At 69.2% G+C, this 15,667-nt stretch carries 19 protein-coding genes and 1 tRNA gene; 8 read left to right on the forward strand and 12 right to left on the reverse strand.

Going from position 1 to position 15,667, the window contains the following annotated elements; translation table 11 throughout:
- The 5 genes from ACTHN1_RS00400 to ACTHN1_RS00420 form a co-directional block, all read right to left on the reverse strand.
- A complete protein-coding gene (locus tag ACTHN1_RS00400) occupies positions 1–243 on the reverse strand; it encodes a MoaD/ThiS family protein (protein ID WP_440469004.1) in 243 nt (80 codons plus the stop codon).
- Complete coding sequence (gene moaC / locus ACTHN1_RS00405) at positions 240–731, reverse strand: cyclic pyranopterin monophosphate synthase MoaC (protein WP_440469005.1); 492 nt, start codon at positions 729–731, stop codon at positions 240–242. Before moaC ends, ACTHN1_RS00400 begins: the two co-directional genes overlap by 4 nt.
- Positions 732–794: 63 nt before the next feature.
- The gene (gene moaA / locus ACTHN1_RS00410) at positions 795–1,820 is read right to left on the reverse strand and encodes a GTP 3',8-cyclase MoaA (RefSeq protein ID WP_440469006.1); all 1,026 of its coding nucleotides are present in this window, start codon (positions 1,818–1,820) and stop codon (positions 795–797) included.
- Positions 1,817–2,575, reverse strand: coding sequence for an MBL fold metallo-hydrolase (locus ACTHN1_RS00415; RefSeq protein WP_440469007.1), 759 nt, complete (start codon positions 2,573–2,575; stop codon positions 1,817–1,819). The genes moaA and ACTHN1_RS00415 overlap by 4 nt, the downstream gene beginning before the upstream one ends.
- 1 nt (position 2,576) lies before the next feature.
- On the reverse strand, positions 2,577–3,320 hold the full coding sequence (locus tag ACTHN1_RS00420) for a 3-deoxy-D-manno-octulosonic acid kinase (RefSeq protein WP_440469008.1): 744 nt from the start codon (positions 3,318–3,320) through the stop codon (positions 2,577–2,579).
- A 28-nt stretch (positions 3,321–3,348) separates the two neighbouring features.
- Between ACTHN1_RS00420 and ACTHN1_RS00425 the strand changes: the two genes are divergently transcribed.
- From ACTHN1_RS00425 to ACTHN1_RS00435, 3 genes are all read left to right on the forward strand, one after another.
- Positions 3,349–4,386, forward strand: coding sequence for a glycosyltransferase family 9 protein (locus tag ACTHN1_RS00425; RefSeq protein ID WP_440469090.1), 1,038 nt, complete (start codon positions 3,349–3,351; stop codon positions 4,384–4,386).
- Positions 4,387–4,437: 51 nt separating this feature from the next.
- Entirely contained in the window at positions 4,438–5,502 is a 1,065-nt protein-coding gene (locus tag ACTHN1_RS00430) for an NAD(P)H-dependent flavin oxidoreductase (RefSeq protein ID WP_440469009.1), read from the forward strand.
- Positions 5,503–5,686: 184 nt separating this feature from the next.
- Positions 5,687–5,962, forward strand: coding sequence for a DUF2798 domain-containing protein (locus ACTHN1_RS00435; RefSeq protein ID WP_440469010.1), 276 nt, complete (start codon positions 5,687–5,689; stop codon positions 5,960–5,962).
- Between the two features lie 49 nt (positions 5,963–6,011).
- Here ACTHN1_RS00435 and ACTHN1_RS00440 read toward each other — a convergent pair whose 3' ends face one another.
- A complete protein-coding gene (locus ACTHN1_RS00440; RefSeq protein WP_440469011.1) occupies positions 6,012–6,419 on the reverse strand; it encodes a DUF6165 family protein in 408 nt (135 codons plus the stop codon).
- 102 nt (positions 6,420–6,521) lie between these two features.
- Here ACTHN1_RS00440 and ACTHN1_RS00445 point away from each other — a divergent pair, with 102 nt between their 5' ends.
- Positions 6,522–7,211 carry an SDR family NAD(P)-dependent oxidoreductase gene (locus ACTHN1_RS00445; RefSeq protein WP_440469012.1) on the forward strand — a complete coding sequence of 230 codons (690 nt, stop codon included), beginning with the start codon at positions 6,522–6,524 and terminating at the stop codon, positions 7,209–7,211.
- Positions 7,212–7,429: 218 nt separating this feature from the next.
- On the opposite strand, the gene ACTHN1_RS00450 is transcribed toward ACTHN1_RS00445, so the two are convergent.
- Positions 7,430–7,520: transfer RNA gene (locus ACTHN1_RS00450), tRNA-Ser, on the reverse strand.
- Positions 7,521–7,730: 210 nt separating this feature from the next.
- On the opposite strand from ACTHN1_RS00450, the gene ACTHN1_RS00455 reads away from it, so the two are divergent.
- On the forward strand, positions 7,731–8,435 hold the full coding sequence (locus ACTHN1_RS00455) for a PP2C family protein-serine/threonine phosphatase (protein WP_440469013.1): 705 nt from the start codon (positions 7,731–7,733) through the stop codon (positions 8,433–8,435).
- A gap of 112 nt (positions 8,436–8,547) precedes the next feature.
- Here ACTHN1_RS00455 and dnaQ read toward each other — a convergent pair whose 3' ends face one another.
- From dnaQ to ACTHN1_RS00475, 4 genes are read right to left on the reverse strand one after another with little or no spacing between them, the layout of a single operon-like run.
- Complete coding sequence (dnaQ, locus tag ACTHN1_RS00460) at positions 8,548–9,288, reverse strand: DNA polymerase III subunit epsilon (protein ID WP_440469014.1); 741 nt, start codon at positions 9,286–9,288, stop codon at positions 8,548–8,550.
- Positions 9,289–9,300: 12 nt separating this feature from the next.
- Positions 9,301–9,834: a GNAT family N-acetyltransferase gene (locus ACTHN1_RS00465; RefSeq protein WP_440469015.1), complete on the reverse strand. Its 534-nt coding sequence runs from the start codon at positions 9,832–9,834 to the stop codon at positions 9,301–9,303.
- 4 nt (positions 9,835–9,838) lie between these two features.
- Complete coding sequence (gene rnhA / locus ACTHN1_RS00470) at positions 9,839–10,291, reverse strand: ribonuclease HI (RefSeq protein ID WP_440469016.1); 453 nt, start codon at positions 10,289–10,291, stop codon at positions 9,839–9,841.
- A 17-nt stretch (positions 10,292–10,308) separates the two neighbouring features.
- Positions 10,309–10,971 carry a hypothetical protein gene (locus ACTHN1_RS00475; protein WP_440469017.1) on the reverse strand — a complete coding sequence of 221 codons (663 nt, stop codon included), beginning with the start codon at positions 10,969–10,971 and terminating at the stop codon, positions 10,309–10,311.
- Between the two features lie 54 nt (positions 10,972–11,025).
- Here ACTHN1_RS00475 and gloB point away from each other — a divergent pair, with 54 nt between their 5' ends.
- From gloB to ACTHN1_RS00490, 3 genes are read left to right on the forward strand one after another with little or no spacing between them, the layout of a single operon-like run.
- Entirely contained in the window at positions 11,026–11,802 is a 777-nt protein-coding gene (gene gloB / locus ACTHN1_RS00480) for a hydroxyacylglutathione hydrolase (protein ID WP_440469018.1), read from the forward strand.
- On the forward strand, positions 11,799–13,046 hold the full coding sequence (locus ACTHN1_RS00485) for a transglycosylase SLT domain-containing protein (RefSeq protein ID WP_440469019.1): 1,248 nt from the start codon (positions 11,799–11,801) through the stop codon (positions 13,044–13,046). The genes gloB and ACTHN1_RS00485 overlap by 4 nt, the downstream gene beginning before the upstream one ends.
- An 11-nt stretch (positions 13,047–13,057) precedes the next feature.
- Positions 13,058–13,588, forward strand: coding sequence for a GNAT family N-acetyltransferase (locus ACTHN1_RS00490; RefSeq protein ID WP_440469020.1), 531 nt, complete (start codon positions 13,058–13,060; stop codon positions 13,586–13,588).
- A gap of 53 nt (positions 13,589–13,641) precedes the next feature.
- Here ACTHN1_RS00490 and ACTHN1_RS00495 read toward each other — a convergent pair whose 3' ends face one another.
- Positions 13,642–15,618: a peptidyl-prolyl cis-trans isomerase gene (locus ACTHN1_RS00495; protein ID WP_440469021.1), complete on the reverse strand. Its 1,977-nt coding sequence runs from the start codon at positions 15,616–15,618 to the stop codon at positions 13,642–13,644.
- Positions 15,619–15,667: the final 49 nt, after the last annotated feature.

A 15,667-nucleotide genomic window follows, 5' to 3' on the forward strand; every position in this document is an offset into this window, starting at 1 on the left:
TCAGCCTCCGCTCACCGGCGGGATGAACGCCACTTCGCTGTCCTCGCGCGGCGCGTCGTCCCAGCGCGCGAAATCGCCGTCGACGGCGACGCGCAGATGCGCGATCGGCAGGCCGAAGCCGTGCCGTGCCTGCAACTCGGCGTAGAGCCCCCGCAGATCCGGCGCGCCGGTGAGCAGCGATTCCTCGCCGACGCCGGCGGCATCGCGCAGGCTGGCGAAATAGCGCACGGTCAACCGGGTCATGCCAATGTCCCCACGTCCCGCCTGCCGCCGCGCTTGCCGAGCAGTCGCGCCGGCCCCAGCACGATGGCGTGGGACAGCGCCTTGCACATGTCATAGACGGTCAGCGCGGCCACGGTCGCGCCGGTCAAGGCTTCCATCTCCACCCCGGTGCGATGGGTGGTGCGCACCGTGCAGCGGATGTCCAGGCTGCGTTCGTCGCGCCAGTCGATGGCGAAACGGCAGCCGTCGATGGGCAGCGGGTGGCAGAACGGAATCAGTTCGTGGGTGCGCTTGACCGCCATCGTGCCGGCGATGATCGCGGTATCGACGATGCCGCCCTTGGCGCTGCGCAGGCCGCTGGCCCGCAGCTGCGCGGCGACGGCGGCGGGAAACTTCACCCGGCACTCCGCGCTGGCCTCGCGCGCGGCGCTCGGCTTGGCGGACACGTCCACCATCGCCGGACGTCCGTCGGCGTCGATATGCGTCAGCGCGGGGGGCGGTTTCTTCATCGGACCGGCGGGGTTTGCAGGCCGCACATGGTAGCGTCCCGCGCGCGCCGCGCCCATCGGGGGCTATCCGCCAATCAGGTACATCTCGACCGGCCGCCCGTGGCGCACGCCGGCTTCGTCGCGCTGTTCGCTGTAGCGGTCCTCGCGCTGGCGCCATAGCGTGGCCAGGTGCGCCGCCAGCTCCTGGCCGCCGCGCGCCAGCGCCGGCCGCAGGTCCGCGCCCTCGCTGGCGAACAGGCAGGTGTACAGGTGGCCGTCCGCCGAAACCCGGGCGCGATGGCAGTCGCCGCAGAACGGCGCGCTGACCGAACTGACGAAGCCGATTTCACCCTGCCCGTCGTCGAAAGCGTAGCGTTCGGCCACCTCGCCCCGGTAGTTGGCCTGTACCGGATGCAGCGGCCAGCGCGCGGCGATGCGCGCGCGCAGTTCCGCCGACGCGACCATCTGGTCGCGCCGCCAGCCGTTGCGGGTGCCCACGTCCATGTACTCGATGAAGCGCACCACGTGACCGCTGCCACGGAAATGCTCCAGCAGCGGCAGCACCTGCCGCTCGTTGACGCCGCGCTGGACCACGCAGTTGATCTTGAGCCGTTCGAAACCGGCCGCGACCGCGGCGTCGATCCCGGCCAGCACGTCCCGCACATGGCCGCGCCCGCCGGACATCGCGGCGAACACGTCCGCGTCCAGCGCATCCAGGCTCACCGTCAGCCGGCGCAGGCCGGCCTGGCGCAGCGCCGCCGCCTGCGCGCGCAGCAGCGCGCCATTGGTGGTCAGCGCCACGTCGTCCAGACCCGGCAGCACCGTCAGTCGCGCAATCAGGTCGGGCAGGCCCTTGCGCAGCAGCGGCTCGCCGCCGGTCAGGCGCAACTTGGAAACGCCTAGCCCGACGAACGCGCGCACCAGCGTTTCCATCTGATCGAAGGACAGCCGCGAGGCGGCATCCAGACCATAGTCATCCGGCACCCGCTCGGCCGGCATGCAGTAGCCGCAGCGGAAATTGCAGGCCTCGATCACCGACAGGCGCAGGTCGCGCAACGGACGTCCCAGGCGATCCACCGGCAATGGCGCCAGTCCGGGCACGGCGTTCACCGCGATGTCTCCGCGAGTTCCAGCGGCGGCTTCAGCGTCAGCGCCTGCCCGGGCTCGGCCACCCGGTGCCCGCGTTCGCGCATCGCCGCGCCATCGGCGGCGCTGGCGTAGTGGTACAGCACGCAGCGCGCCAGCAGCGCGGGCGGGTACTCGCGTTCGAGATCCTCCACCCCGCTGTGCGAGGGATTGCCATGCAGGGCGCAATCATGGGCAATCAATTCGTCGGCATCGGCGAAGCGCGCCAGCATTTCGGGAACCGGCCGGGTGTCGCCGGTCCACACCACGCTGCCGGGCACGCGCAGGCCGAATGCCGTTTCCGGCCAGTGATGGCGCACCGGAAACACTTCCAACCGCACGCCCTCGTGCCAGAACGCGCCGCCCACCGGGATCAACTGGAACGCATCCCAGAAATTGGCGCCGCCCTCGGCCAGCACGTTGGGATACTCGGCCACCCGCTGGTGCAGCAGCGGCACCACCGGCGCGGGCACGTACAGGCGCACGCGGCCACGGCGCGCCGGCTCGAAATAGTGACCGACGAACAGCCGTTCGAAACCCGCCACATGGTCCAGATGCACATGGGTCACGAACAGCGCCTGCGGCCACTTGCCATAGTGTTCGAGAAATGCGGTCAGGCCCTCGCCGCCGCAGTCGATGGTCAGCCAGGGCCGGCCCGCGCGCTCGATCGTGGCCATGGCCGAACCCAGCGCCACCGCGCTCGCGCTGCCCACGCCATGGAAACGCAGTCGCCAGTCCATCTCAGACTCCCCGCGCCCAGGCCTGGTCATAGGCCCGGCGCAGGCGCGCGAAATCGTGACGCACCTCTTCACCGGAACGCGCACCGCGCAGTTTCAACAGCGAGCGCAGCAGGCGCGCCAGGTTCTGCTCGCGCCAGCCGGTCGCCGGAATGCGCAGGCGGCCGCGATCGAAGTCGATCAGCCAACCCTTGCCGTGCTCGTCGAACAGGATGTTGTGGGCATTGAGATCGGCGTGCTGGAGTCCTGCCCGATGGAAGCGCGCGATCAAGCGGCCGGCATCCTCCCAGGGCGCGCGCAGTTCCTGCGCCAGCGTGGCCAGCGAGGTCACGCCCGCCAACCGCTCCATCAGCAGGGCCGCGCGGTAGAACATGCCCTCGTGGACGTATTGGGCCGCCACCGGCTGCGGCACCGGCAGGCCACGCGCCAGCAGGGCGCGCATCAGCCGGAATTCGGCGAAGCTGCGGGTCTTGTCCGGGCCCCGCCACAGGTAGCGATCCCGGCTGGCGCGCGCGGCCAGGCCACCGCGCAGGTAGCGCCGCAGCACGCACTGGCTGGAGGGCGCATCGATGAACCAGGCCCCGCCGCGCCCGCCATCACCGACCGGCCGGGCGCGATCGCCCCACTTTTCCGGCACGAACCAGTCCGGATTGGCTTGCCGCAGGTGCTGGCGGTCGAACAGAATCGCACCGTATCCGCGGCCTTCGCGGAACGGCGTCAGGGATTCCGTGGCGTCGAAACTGACCATCCAGCGAGTCTAACAACTCTTGTCCGCCATCCCCCAATCGATCTGCCTGCTGCGCCTGTCGGCGCTGGGCGACGTGACCCACGTAGTCCCCCTGGTCCGCACCCTGCAGCGGCACTGGCCGCAGACCCGGCTGCACTGGGTCATCGACAAGGCCGGCCACAAGCTGCTGGACGGGCTCGAAGGCGTCACCTTCCATACCTACGACAAGCGCAGCGGACTGGCCGGCATGCGCGCCCTGCGCCGCGAACTGCCGGCCGAAGGGTTCGACGTGCTGCTGCAGATGCAGGTCGCCCTGCGCGCCAACGTGCTGTCGGCCTTCATCCCGGCGCGGCGGCGCATCGGCTACGACCGCGCACGCTCCAAGGATCTGCATGGCCTTTTCATCAACGAGCGCATTCCGGACCGGCCCGGCATCCACGTGCTGGACGCGATGGGCAGCTTCTGCGAACCGCTGGGACTGATCCAGGACCAGGTCGTCTGGAACCTGCCCTACCCGCAGGAGGCGCGCGACTGGGCCATGGCGCAGTGGCCGGACGACGGCGCGCCGGTGCTGATGATTTCCCCGTGCTCCAGCCACGCGCGCCGCAACTGGCACGCGGAGCGCTACGCCGCGCTGGCCGATCACGCCGCCGCGCACGGCTGGCGCATCGTGCTGTGCGGCGGCCGCAGCGATCTGGAGCGCAGCACCACCGATGCGATCCTCGCGGCGATGCGCGCCCCCGCCCTGGATCTGGTCGGCAAGGACACCCTGAAGCAATTGCCCGCCCTGCTGGAACGCGCGGACCTGCTGGTGACGCCGGATTCCGGTCCGATGCACATCGCCAACGCGGTCGGCACCAGGGTGCTTGGCCTGCACGCGGCCAGCAATCCACGCCGCAGCGGCCCCTATTCCGACATCCGCTACTGCGTGGACCGCTACGACGATGCCGCGCGCAAGTACCTGGGCAAGCCCGCCGACGCGTTGAAGTGGGGCAGCAAGATCGAGTTCGACGGGGTGATGGATCTGGTCACCGTCGAGGACGCGATTGCGGCGTTCGAGCGCTACCGGGCCGATACCGCTCGCTGACGGAATCGCGGGCGCATAATTCCGGTCATCGTGTCTGCCATCGCCGCGCCCATGTCCCTGGCCACCCTGCTCGGAACCGAACTGCCGCTGTTGCAGGCGCCGATGGCCGGCGTGCAGGGCAGTCGCCTGGCCATCGCGGTGAACCTGGCCGGCGGCCTTGGCGCCCTGCCCTGCGCGATGCTGGCGCCGGATGCGATACGCGCGGAAGTCGCGGCCATCCGCGCGCACGGCGCCCACCCGTTCAATCTCAATTTCTTCTGCCACCAACCGCCATCGCCGGATCCGGCGCGCGAGGAAGCGTGGCGGCGGAAACTGGCCGGCGACTACGCCCGTTTCGGCCTGGACCCCACGAGCATTCCGGCCGGTGCCGGACGTCGCCCGTTCGATGCGGACATGCTGGCGCTGGTCCGCGAATTGCGGCCCGCCGTGGTCAGTTTCCACTTCGGCCTCCCGGACGACGCCCTGCTGGCGCCCCTGCGCGAATGGGGCTGCAGGATCCTGTCTTCGGCGACCACGGTGGACGAGGCCCGCTGGCTGGAAGCGCGCGGCGTCGATGCGATCATCGCGCAGGGCCTGGAAGCCGGCGGGCACCGCGGCCTGTTCCTGACCGACGATCTCAGCACCCAGGCCGGTACCTTCGCGTTGCTGCCGCAGGTGGTCGCGGCGGTGCGCCGCCCGGTGATCGCCGCCGGCGGCATCGCCGATGCGGCCGGGGTCGCGGCGGCGATGGCGCTGGGCGCGGCGGGCGTGCAGATCGGCACCGCTTTCCTGCTGTGCCCGGAAGCCGATACGAGCCTTCTTCATCGCGCGGCCCTGCAGCGCCCGCAGGCGGCGCACACCGCATTGACCAACGTTTTCACCGGCCGCCCCGCGCGCGGCATCGTCAACCATGCGATGCGCGCACTGGGCCCCATGGCCGACGACGCGCCGGCGTTTCCACTGGCTTCCGCCGCGATGGCGCCCCTGCGGCAGGCCGCCGAAGCGCGTGGGAGCGATGACTACTCGCCGCTGTGGGCGGGCCAGAACGTCTCGGGCACGCGTCCGGTGCCGGCGGCGGAACGGGTCTGGGATCTGGCGCGCGGATTCGAACCGCAGGAACCACCCTGCCTGGTCTGAGCGACGCCTTGCCGGCAGGCGACAGGCCGCGAGGAGATCGCTATCATTCCGCCCGCGTTGTCCATGTCGGGCCCCGCCGTAAGCGTTCACGTCAATCAACGCGCCATAGCCGCCGGATGCGTCCGGGGCTGTTTCCCGGTGCATGCCGGGTGGCGCCTTTGATCGACCGGCTTACGGAGATGTCATGAAACCCGACGCACCCCCCTTCAGGCGCGGCCTCCCGCGCAAACTCCCCGCCCGCTGCGCGCAATGGCTGATGCCGTTGCTGCTGTCCGTGCTGATGACCTGCGTGGTCTCGATGATCAGCACCCTGCGCAGCGCCGGCCTGCATCCCCATCTGGGATGGCTGTGGCTCAGTGCCTGGGGCCTGTCCTGGCTGATCGCCTTCCCGACGCTGCTGGTGATGCTGCCGCTGGTGCGGCGCCTGACCGCGTGGATGGTCGAAAGCCCACGTCCGTGAGGTGAGCAAGGCCACCGGGACGCCACCGCGTCCCGGTGCGCCGTCGGGCTTACGGCGCCGCGCCGGTCCGGTAGTCCTGGTAGGACTTCTCTTCCACGTAGCTGGAACCCAGCGCCAGGTTGATGTCTTTCTTGATGCGCGCGCGTTCGTCGTTCTCGAAGTAGACACTGCGCGCCAGGCGGACGAATTCGTCGTCGAACGCCTGCGCCTTTTCCTTGATGCGGATGTCGTCCTCGATCACCCACAGGCGCTCGTTGACGGCCTTGAGCTGGGCGCGCAGCTCGCTGATGTTGTTCCCTGCGGCCGGATGCGCCATCCAGGTCTTTTCCAGGGCGCTCAGTTCGTTGCGCACATTGGCCAGCTTGGCCGGATCGCTCATCCGCTCGGACTTGATCTGCAGGATGGCGATCTTGTCGAGCAGTTCGCCAAAGGAGACGGGGACGAGGATTTCGGACATGGTGCGATACCGCGGAAACGGGGCCGCCAGTGTACCGGATGGCGGATACACGCCCTGTCGCGCGGCGCTAACATGGCGGTTTTCCGCAGCAGGACGTTTTCCATGAATTCATCGGCCCAACGGATTGTCGTCACCGGCGCCTTCGGCGCGCTCGGACGCGTGGTGGTGCGATCGCTGGCCGCCTCGGGCGCCGCGATCGCGGCGCTGGACCACGCGCCGGCCCCGACCGACCTGCCCGCCGGCGTGCATGCCTTCGGCGGCATCGATCTGGCCGATGGCGCCGCGGCGCGGGACGCCGTGGATCGGGCCAGCCAGGCGCTGGGCGGCATCGACGCACTGGTGAACATCGCCGGCGGTTTCCGCTGGGAAACCCTGGCGGACGGTCACTTGGAGACCTGGGACCAGCTCTACCGGCTGAACCTGCGTACCGCCGTGGCCGCCAGCCAGGCGGCGCTGCCGTTCCTGCTGGCCGGTGGCGGCGGCCGCATCGTCAACATCGGCGCGGCCGGCGCGGCCAAGGCCGGCATCGGGATGGGCGCCTACGCGGCGTCCAAGGCCGGCGTGGCGCGCCTGACCGAAGCCCTGGCCGAGGAATTCAAGGATCGCGGCATCACGGTCAACGCGCTGCTGCCCAGCATCATCGACACGCCCGCCAACCGCGCCGACATGCCGGACGCGGACGCCTCGCGCTGGGTGACGCCGGAACAGTTGGCCGGGGTGGTCCGGTTCCTGCTGTCCGAACCGGCCGCCGCCATCACCGGCGCCCTGATTCCGGTGACCGGTCGGGTCTGAGAGGACGCCCGGAACCCTTCAACGCAAAAGCCCCCTTGCGGGGGCCCTTGCGTATCTGGCGGAGAGGGGGGATTCACTCGGCACTGCGTGCCTCGCCCTGCGGGCGGCTACGCCGTGCAGAACGGCTGCGCCGTTCTGTCGAACCCGTTGGGGTTCTCTCCAGATCCCCACACTCCGTCAGATACGCAAAAGCCCCCTTGCGGGGGCCCATGCGTATCTGGCGGAGAGGGGGGGATTCGAACCCCCGATACGCTATTAACGTATGCCTGATTTCGAGTCAGGTACATTCAACCACTCTGCCACCTCTCCGGTGGTCCCCGGCGCTTGGCCGGGGGCGTGAATGATACGGGTCGGGCCCTCCGCCGACAAGCCGAAGCTGAAGATTCCGGCAGGATTCGTGCCCTTCCACTGAACGAAAACTCTCCCGGGCTCGCTTTTGCTTGCCCGCTGTCCGTTTCGTCCGGATCATTCCGTATCAACCAGCAGGGAAACTCCCTCGCTCCCACCATCAGGACATCAATGATCGAATTCGGGCACATCACCCACGTAGGCCTCAGAAGGGAGCTGAACGAGGACACCTACTACGGCGACAGCGAGCTGGGACTGTGGCTGGTGGCCGATGGCATGGGGGGGCACGCCTGCGGCGAGGTGGCCAGCGCGCTCGCGCGCGAGACCATCGTGCGCGAAATCCGCGACGGCACGCCGCTGCACCAGGCCATCCGCATCGCCGACGAGGAGATCATCCGCACCTCCCGGCGCCGCAACGACACCCTGCCGATGGGCACCACCGTGGTCGCCGCGCGGGTTCAGGGCAACCGGTTCGAGGTGGCGTGGGTCGGCGACAGCCGCGCCTACCTGTGGCGCGACGGCCAACTGGCCCAGCTCAGCCAGGACCACAGCTATGTGCAGGAGTTGATTGCCCAGGGTTCGCTCACCAGCGAACAGGCGCGCATCCATCCACACCGCAATGTGGTGACCCAGGCGCTGGGCGTGACCGATCCGACCCACCTCAACGTGGAAACCCTGACCGGCGAACTGCGTCCGGGCATGCAGTTGCTGCTGTGCAGCGACGGCCTGACCGAGGAAGTGGACGACCGCAGCATCGCCGAAACCCTTCGCCTGACCGAATGCAGCGCGCAGGAATGCGTGGACTGCCTGATCGCCGCCGCCCTGGATGGCGGTGGTTCGGACAACGTCACCGCCATCCTCGTCCGCTGCCACTGAGCGGATGCGCGGAGCCGGCCGTGCCCGGCTCCGTTTTCAACCAGCGAAACCCGCATCACCGGCCTGAACGCTGGCATCCAGAGGCCGGACACAGGCCCGTTGCCGCAATCGCTCAGGCGATGGCGGATTCGGCGATCGCCGGCGTTTCCAGTTCATCCCACAACGCCTTGCCGGCCTTCTTGCGCAGTTTTTCCAGGCGCGCTTCGTGCGCGGCCTGCTCGGTTTCGCCGATCCGCACGCGCGGGCGCGGTCCGCTGGCCAGGTTGCTGAAATCGGCGGCCACGACCACCGCGCCGGAGGCCGGTTCATCCAGTCCGGCGAATCCGATTTCGCGCTGGCCGGCGGTCAGCGCGAGATAGACATCGCATAGCAGTTGGGCGTCGAGCAGCGCGCCGTGCAACTGGCGATGGGTGTTGTCCACGCCCAGGCGCTTGCAGAGGGCGTCCAGCGAATTGCGCTGGCCAGGGAAGCGCTGGCGCGCCAACAACAGCGAATCCTCGACCGTAACCCGGTCCAGGAGGCGGCCATAGCCTTCGCCCAGCAGCGACAGTTCGTAGTCCAGGAAGCCGACGTCGAACGCGGCGTTGTGGATGATCAGTTCCGCGCCGTCGATGAAGGCGAGGAATTCATCGGCGATCTGCGCGAACAGCGGCTTGTCGGACAGGAAATCCAGGCTCAGGCCGGTGACTTCCGCCGCGCCCTGCTCGAACTCGCGCTGCGGATGGATGTACTGGTGGTAGGTGCGGCCGGTGGGCCGGCGTTCGAGCAGTTCGACACAGCCGATTTCCACGATGCGGTTGCCCTTCTTCCATTCCAGGCCGGTGGTTTCGGTGTCGAGGATGATTTGTCGCATTCGATTTCTTGCCTATTGCTTGTCGGATTGCCAGGCGAACAACTTCAGGTCGATGTCGTCCGCCGCCAGCCGGACCATGTCACGGTACTCGAAACCCAGCCCCCGCAGGGTCCGGATCGAGGCCGCGTTGTCCGGATCCACCACCGCCAGCACGGTGGTCATGTCCCGCGCACGCGCCGAGGCGAGCACCGCCTGCGCCGCTTCGGCGATGTAGCCCCGGCCGCGGAACCCCGGCAGCAGGGCGTAGCCCAGATCGGCATGGGCCAATGGCGGTCGCTTGATCAGACCGCACAGCCCCACCGCCACGCCGTCCTCGCGCCGCTCCACGCGATACAGTCCGAAGCCGTTGAGCTGGTAGCTCGCGACCGGGCCGTCACGCAGGTAGTCGGCCGCCTGCACCAGGTCATGCACGCCGCGATCGCCGATGTAGCGCAGGAAATCCGGATCGTTGAGCAGTTCCAGCACGAAGGCGGTGTCGCCGGGCGCGTGCTCGGACAGTTCGTACAGCCGCAGGCGCGCGGTTTCGAGCACGGGAGACAGGTTCATGCCGCTACCTTACCGTGGCCGGATCTCGGAACCTGAGCGCCTGCGCGCGCGCCAGCTGGTCCACGCGCTCGTTGTCGGGATCGCCGTTATGGCCCTTCACCCAGTGCCACGCGATGCGGTGGCTGCGGGTCGCCTCGTGCAGGCGTTCCCACAGATCGCGGTTCTTGACCGGATCGCCCGCGGCGGTCTTCCAGTTGCGCCGCACCCAGTTGGGCATCCATTCGGTGATGCCCTGGCGCACGTACTGGGAATCGATGTACAGCGCGACCTGGCAGCTCTCGGTCAGCGTCTCCAGCGCCACGATGGCCGCCATCAGCTCCATGCGGTTGTTGGTGGTCTGCGCTTCGCCGCCGGACAGCGCGCGCTCCTTGTCCTGGTAGCGCAGCAGCGCGGCCCAGCCGCCCGGGCCGGGATTGCCCAGGCAGGAGCCGTCGGTATGTATGGTGATCTCTTTCATTGAATCCTGTTGGTTGTTCAGGCGGGGGCCGCGCCGGTGTTCCAGTGGCGCCGGGCGGGCGCGGGCGGAATCAGGGCGGCGACGCGTTTTTCGGCTTCCAGCACGCAGACCGCGCGGAGCCGGTTGGAAGAAGGTGGGGATGCGGAAGCGGTCCCCCGGAGGACCGGGCCCAGATAGGTCGCCTCCGCGGCAATCGGATGCAGGCCGGCCCGACGGAGCGCGGCCTGCCATCCCGCGATGTCGCGCACCTGCACGGCGGTACCCCGCCAGCGCAGCCGGTACGGACTCACCGGGTTCAACACGTACAGGCGCAGGCGTCCGCCGGGGGCGAGCGTGCGGGCGCATTCGCCCAGCAGGTCCGGGGCGGCCGGGCCCTCGACGGCATGCTGGATGACGATGCTGCCGAAGACTTCGCTCGGCAACGGCAGCGGCAACTCGCAGCGCAGATCGCCGCTGAAGCCGCGCGGATGCCGCCAGAGCCACAGTTGGCGGCTGAAGCCATGCAGCACGACCGGTGGCTGGGGCGCGGACGCCGGGGTCAACCAGAGCGCCGGCTGGGTGGGCCTGCGGGCCAGCCACAATCCGGCCGTGGCCAGCTCGGCGGCCAGCAGCGCCTGGCCACGGCCGGCGCCGAACCACGCCAGGGCGTCGGGTTGACGGCGGAATGCGAAGGCAGGCATGTTCAAATTGTAGTGGACGACCCCGCCAGCGTCCCTCCCAACCCGCCATCGCCCATGCGCCTGACCGCCCTGACCGCCTTCGACGACAACTACATCTGGGCGCTGGCCGACGACGACGGCGATGCACTCATCGTGGATCCGGGCGACGCCGCTCCCGTCCTGGCGGCCGCCGGGCAAGGGCTGTGGCCGGCCGCGGTACTGCTGACCCACCACCACAACGACCACATCGGCGGCGTGGCCGCCCTGCGCGCCCGCTGGCCCACCCTGCCGGTGTACGCGCCGGAGGACGAACGCATCCCCTTCGCCTGCGAGCGCGTGGGCGACGGCGCCCGGCTGGCGCTGAAGAACTGGAACCTGGAGGTGCTGGCGGTTCCCGGCCATACCCGCAGCCATATCGCCTATCTGGGCGGCGGCCAGGATCAGGCCCACCTGTTCTGCGGCGACACCTTGTTCAGCCTGGGCTGTGGGCGGATGTTCGAAGGTACGCCGTCCCAGATGCTGGCCTCGCTGGACCGCCTGGCCGCCCTGCCCGGTCCCACCGCGGTCTGCTGCGGCCACGAGTACACGCTGGCCAATGCCGTCTTCGCCGGTACAGTGGACCCCGCCAACGACGCCCTGCGTCGCCGTACCGAGGATGCCCGCGCCATGCGCCAAGCCGGCCGCCCGACCCTGCCGTCGACCCTGGCCCAGGAAATCGCGACCAATCCGTTCCTGCGGGTGGACAGTGATGCCGTGCGCGCCGCCGTGGCGCACCGCCTAGGCCGCGCGCCCACCGATCGGGTCGAGACCTTCGCCGAACTCCGGCGCTGGAAGGACCAGTTCCGCGCATGAACCGGCGAGGCCCGCATCGCGGCCGGCGTACCGGGCTGCTGGCGCTGGCCTGCTGCCTGGCGCTGGGACGGGTGTTGGCCCCCGCCGACGCGCGTCCACCGGCGCAGCCGCCCATCGAGTTGGTCACCGTGCCGCCCAGCGAACACGAAAGCGGACTGGAGATTTACCAGCGCTTCCGCGCCGGACTCGCCGAGCCGCAATGCGATGCCGCCGCCACCGGTCCGCGCTGGAAGAAACAGTTCGCGCATGCCCCCGGCCAACTGGTCAAGTCCGACGACCTGCTGCCGCTGTTCGGCTATGTCGTGGACGCGTTGCGCGAGGCGCACCTGCCCACCGAATTCGCGCTCATTCCCTTCGTCGAAAGCGGCTACAAGCCCGGCGCCCGCAACGCCAGTGGCCCGGCCGGCCTGTGGCAGTTCATCGGAGTGACCGCGCGCAATCATGGCGTGCCCGTGCGCGAAGGCTATGACGGCCGTCTTTCGCCGGTGGATTCGACCCAGGCGGCGGTGCGCTATCTCAAGACCCTGCACGGCATGTTCGGCGGCGACTGGCGCCTGGCGGTGATGGCCTACAACGCCGGCGAGTACCGCGTGCTGCAGTCCATGCGCCGCGCCGGCATGAACGCGCAGAATGCCCGGCCCGCCGAGCTGCCTGGCCTGTCCAGCATCACCTACGCCTACGTGGAAAAACTGCATGCGCTGGCCTGCATCTTCGAACAGGCCGATGACCGGGGCGATTGGCTGAAGCGACTGGACCGCCCGGTGCCGCGCCTGACCGTGCACGCCCTTCCGCGCGACGCCGCCAGCCTGGAGCGCTGGGCGACTGCCAACGGACACGACAGCATGCTGCTCAAGCGTCTGAATCCCGCCCTCGGCCAGGGCATTCCGCGCCTGGACAAGCCCGTCCGGATACTCGCTCCCAAGCCGATGGACGCGCTCGCCACGCCCGCGATGTCCCTGCAGGTAGTGTCGGCCGCGGTTCCCGCCGACGACGGCGCGCAAGGCGCCGCGGACAGCGGCATCGGCGCGACGGCGGCCACCACGCCTCCGCCTCGCCCGGACTCCGCATCGAAGACGGTCGCGGCCGCGCGCCGTTCGCATACCGTCCGCAGCGGTGAATCCGCCTGGACCATCGCCCGCCGTTATGGCGTGAAGCCACAGCAGTTGCTGTCGCGCAACGGCCTGAAGCCCGACGCGGTTCTGCGACCGGGCATGGTCCTCGCCGTGGACGAGAACCGTCCCTGAGCGCGCACCGCATGGATGCGCACGCACCCGACGTAGCGAACGCACCGCCCAACCCGCTCATCGTGCGTCGCGCGGGGCTGCAGGATCACCCCGACGTTGCCCGGCTGCTCGACGAGGCCCTGCCCAACGAGCCGTACCGCTACGCGGACAATCTGGCTTGGGACGAAAGCTTCGTCCTGAACCATGTGGCCCTGTCTGAGGGTCGGCTCGTCGGATACATCACGGTCCTGGTGTCCCCGCCGGACCCACGCGGGCGTGCGCTGTGGCAGCGGCTTCCCCGGCCCTATGTCGGCTGCCTGGCAGTCAAACCCAGCCACCAGCGCCAGGGAATCGGATATCGCCTGATAAACGCCACGCTCGCCGCGCTGCCCGCCCTGCCCGTGGTCCCGGGCCTGTCCGGCCACCTGTACCTGGAATGCGCCGACGCGCTGGTGCCGGTCTACCGGCAGATGGGCTTTGAACACCTGCTTCCCGCGCAGATTCTGGCGCTGGCCGGCATGCCGGCGCGCGCCAACACGATGCGGCGTGCGCTGCCTCCATAAGAAAAAAGCCCGGCCAAAGCCGGGCTCTTTCGGAACGATGCGGATCGAAGGCCTTACAGGCGATCTTCCATCACCGTGACCTTGTACTGCTTGCGCATGGACTCGATGAACGCCTGGGTAGCGACGCCGCCGCCCAGTTGCATCAACTGCTGCTTCATGCCGTCGCGCTGTTCGGCCGGCATCTTGCTGGCTTCACCGTCGGTGACCTTGGTCACCGCGAACACGGCAAACGCACCGCCGCCCAGCGCCACCTTACCCGCGGACGCCTTGCCGGCAGCCGGGCGCGGAACCGCGAAGATCGCTTCATTGCCTTCGGCGGTGGGGACCGGCATGCCGCGCGGCATGCCCGGCATTTCGTTGAACTGCAGCTTGTCGGCGGTGGCGATGGCCTGCAGCGTCTCGCCCTTGCCGATGCGCGCCAGGATCGCGTCCGCGGTCGCCGCGGTCGCCTTCTCCTGACGGTCGGCGCGGATCGCCGCGATCACCGCGTCGCGCACCTGCGCCAGCGGCTGCGGCTGCTCGGGCGTGTGCCCGACGACGCGAATCAGCACGCTGTGGCCGGGGGCGATCTCGATGGGATCGCTGACCGTGCCGTCCTGCACCAGCGTGTCGGAGAACGCGCTGCGCAGAACCGCCGGATTCGCGACGACACCGCTGGCGGTCGCGCGGGAGAAAGGTCCGACCTTCTGCACCGTCAGGCCAACCGCCTTCGCGGCCGGTTCCAGCGCGGTCGGGTTCTTCAGCACTTCGTTGACCAGCTTGCCGGCCAGTTCGTTGTAGGCGCGCTCGGAGTCGGCGGACGCCTGTTCACGGGCCAGCTCATCGCGCACTTCCTCGAATGCCTTGCCATGGCCCGGCTTGATCTCGTCCAGCTTGAGCACGTGATAGCCGAAGTCGGTCTTTACCGGACCGCGGATCTCGCCGGCCTGCATGGCGAACGCGGCATCCTCGAACGGCTTGACCATCGAGCCGTCACGCGCGAACGCCGGCAGCAAGCCGCCGGCGTCCTTGGAACCCGGGTCCTCGGAATTGGCCTTGGCCAGCGCGCCGAAGTCCGCGCCCTGCTTCGCCTGCGCGGCCAGGGCGGTCGCCTTGTCCTCGGCCTTCTTCAGGGTGGCGGCATCGGCGCCGGCCGGCGCGGAAACCAGGATGTGGGATACCACGCGCTGCTCCGGCGACACGAACCGGTTCTTCTCGGCTTCATAGCGCTTGCGCAGGGTCGCCTCGTCCGGCGCCGTGGCGCCCGGCAGGTTGGCGCCGTTGACCTCGACATACTCCAGCGACACCGTCTCGGGCTGGCGGTAGCTGGCCTTGTGGCCGTCATACCACTTCTGGATGTCGGCATCGGACACCGGTGCGGTGTCCGGCGCCGCCGGCGGCACCAGCGCCAGGCCCACGTCGCGGGTCTGGGCGAGCAGCTTGAACAGGCGGTCCAGCTCACCCGGAGTGACGAAATCGGAAGTGCCGATGCCTTCGGGCATCACCATCATCTTCAGGCGCTCGCGTTCCTGTTCCTGGAACTTCAGCGGCTGGATGGCGGGCACCTGCGAGGCCAGCACCAGCTGGTAGCGCTCGGCGTTGAACTTGCCATCCACCTGGAACGCCGGCTCGGCGGCGATCGCCTGGTTGACCGCCGCATCGCCGATCACCACGCCGGCGCGCTCGGAGGCCAGCGCCAGCACGCGCTGGTTGATCAGCTGCTCAAGGATCTTGAGCTTGTTCTCCTTGGTCTCGAACTCGCGCGCATCGAAGTTCTCACCCAGCATCTGGCGCTGCTGCTGCCGCGCCGTCTCGAAGGTGGTGCGGAACTCGTCGATGGTGATTTCCTTGCGCTGCCACAGCTTGGACACCGGCCACCAGTGCGGCGCGGACTGCCACCAGGTCGGCGGGGCCTCGACGGTCGCGACATCATTGGCCGTGCCGCCGGTCATGTACTCGTTCACGCCGACGAAGGCGAACGGGATGATCAGCAGGCCCAGGATGAGGGTGGCAATCCACCCGGACGTCTTATCGCGGAGTTTTTGCAGCATCGATGCGTGGCTCGATTTCGGTTAGCCAAGCAGTTTACCGTGCTTCGGG

Source organism: Pseudoxanthomonas sp., from assembly GCF_051953815.1.
Taxonomy (GTDB): Bacteria; Pseudomonadota; Gammaproteobacteria; order Xanthomonadales; family Xanthomonadaceae; genus Pseudoxanthomonas_A.

What these genes read in the sequence shown, in the direction of transcription:
- dnaQ (WP_440469014.1), bottom strand. Translation starts at nt 9,288, where the DNA reads ATGCGACAAATCATCCTCGACACCGAAACCACCGGCCTGGAATGGAAG.
- ACTHN1_RS00475 (WP_440469017.1), bottom strand. Translation starts at nt 10,971, where the DNA reads ATGCCTGCCTTCGCATTCCGCCGTCAACCCGACGCCCTGGCGTGGTTC.
- rnhA (WP_440469016.1), bottom strand. Translation starts at nt 10,291, where the DNA reads ATGAAAGAGATCACCATACATACCGACGGCTCCTGCCTGGGCAATCCC.
- ACTHN1_RS00400 (WP_440469004.1), bottom strand. Translation starts at nt 243, where the DNA reads ATGACCCGGTTGACCGTGCGCTATTTCGCCAGCCTGCGCGATGCCGCC.
- ACTHN1_RS00485 (WP_440469019.1), top strand. Translation starts at nt 11,799, where the DNA reads ATGAACCGGCGAGGCCCGCATCGCGGCCGGCGTACCGGGCTGCTGGCG.
- ACTHN1_RS00495 (WP_440469021.1), bottom strand. Translation starts at nt 15,618, where the DNA reads ATGCTGCAAAAACTCCGCGATAAGACGTCCGGGTGGATTGCCACCCTC.
- ACTHN1_RS00490 (WP_440469020.1), top strand. Translation starts at nt 13,058, where the DNA reads ATGGATGCGCACGCACCCGACGTAGCGAACGCACCGCCCAACCCGCTC.
- ACTHN1_RS00465 (WP_440469015.1), bottom strand. Translation starts at nt 9,834, where the DNA reads ATGAACCTGTCTCCCGTGCTCGAAACCGCGCGCCTGCGGCTGTACGAA.
- gloB (WP_440469018.1), top strand. Translation starts at nt 11,026, where the DNA reads ATGCGCCTGACCGCCCTGACCGCCTTCGACGACAACTACATCTGGGCG.
- ACTHN1_RS00440 (WP_440469011.1), bottom strand. Translation starts at nt 6,419, where the DNA reads ATGTCCGAAATCCTCGTCCCCGTCTCCTTTGGCGAACTGCTCGACAAG.
- ACTHN1_RS00455 (WP_440469013.1), top strand. Translation starts at nt 7,731, where the DNA reads ATGATCGAATTCGGGCACATCACCCACGTAGGCCTCAGAAGGGAGCTG.
- ACTHN1_RS00445 (WP_440469012.1), top strand. Translation starts at nt 6,522, where the DNA reads ATGAATTCATCGGCCCAACGGATTGTCGTCACCGGCGCCTTCGGCGCG.
- ACTHN1_RS00435 (WP_440469010.1), top strand. Translation starts at nt 5,687, where the DNA reads ATGAAACCCGACGCACCCCCCTTCAGGCGCGGCCTCCCGCGCAAACTC.
- ACTHN1_RS00415 (WP_440469007.1), bottom strand. Translation starts at nt 2,575, where the DNA reads ATGGACTGGCGACTGCGTTTCCATGGCGTGGGCAGCGCGAGCGCGGTG.
- ACTHN1_RS00420 (WP_440469008.1), bottom strand. Translation starts at nt 3,320, where the DNA reads ATGGTCAGTTTCGACGCCACGGAATCCCTGACGCCGTTCCGCGAAGGC.
- moaC (WP_440469005.1), bottom strand. Translation starts at nt 731, where the DNA reads ATGAAGAAACCGCCCCCCGCGCTGACGCATATCGACGCCGACGGACGT.
- ACTHN1_RS00430 (WP_440469009.1), top strand. Translation starts at nt 4,438, where the DNA reads ATGTCCCTGGCCACCCTGCTCGGAACCGAACTGCCGCTGTTGCAGGCG.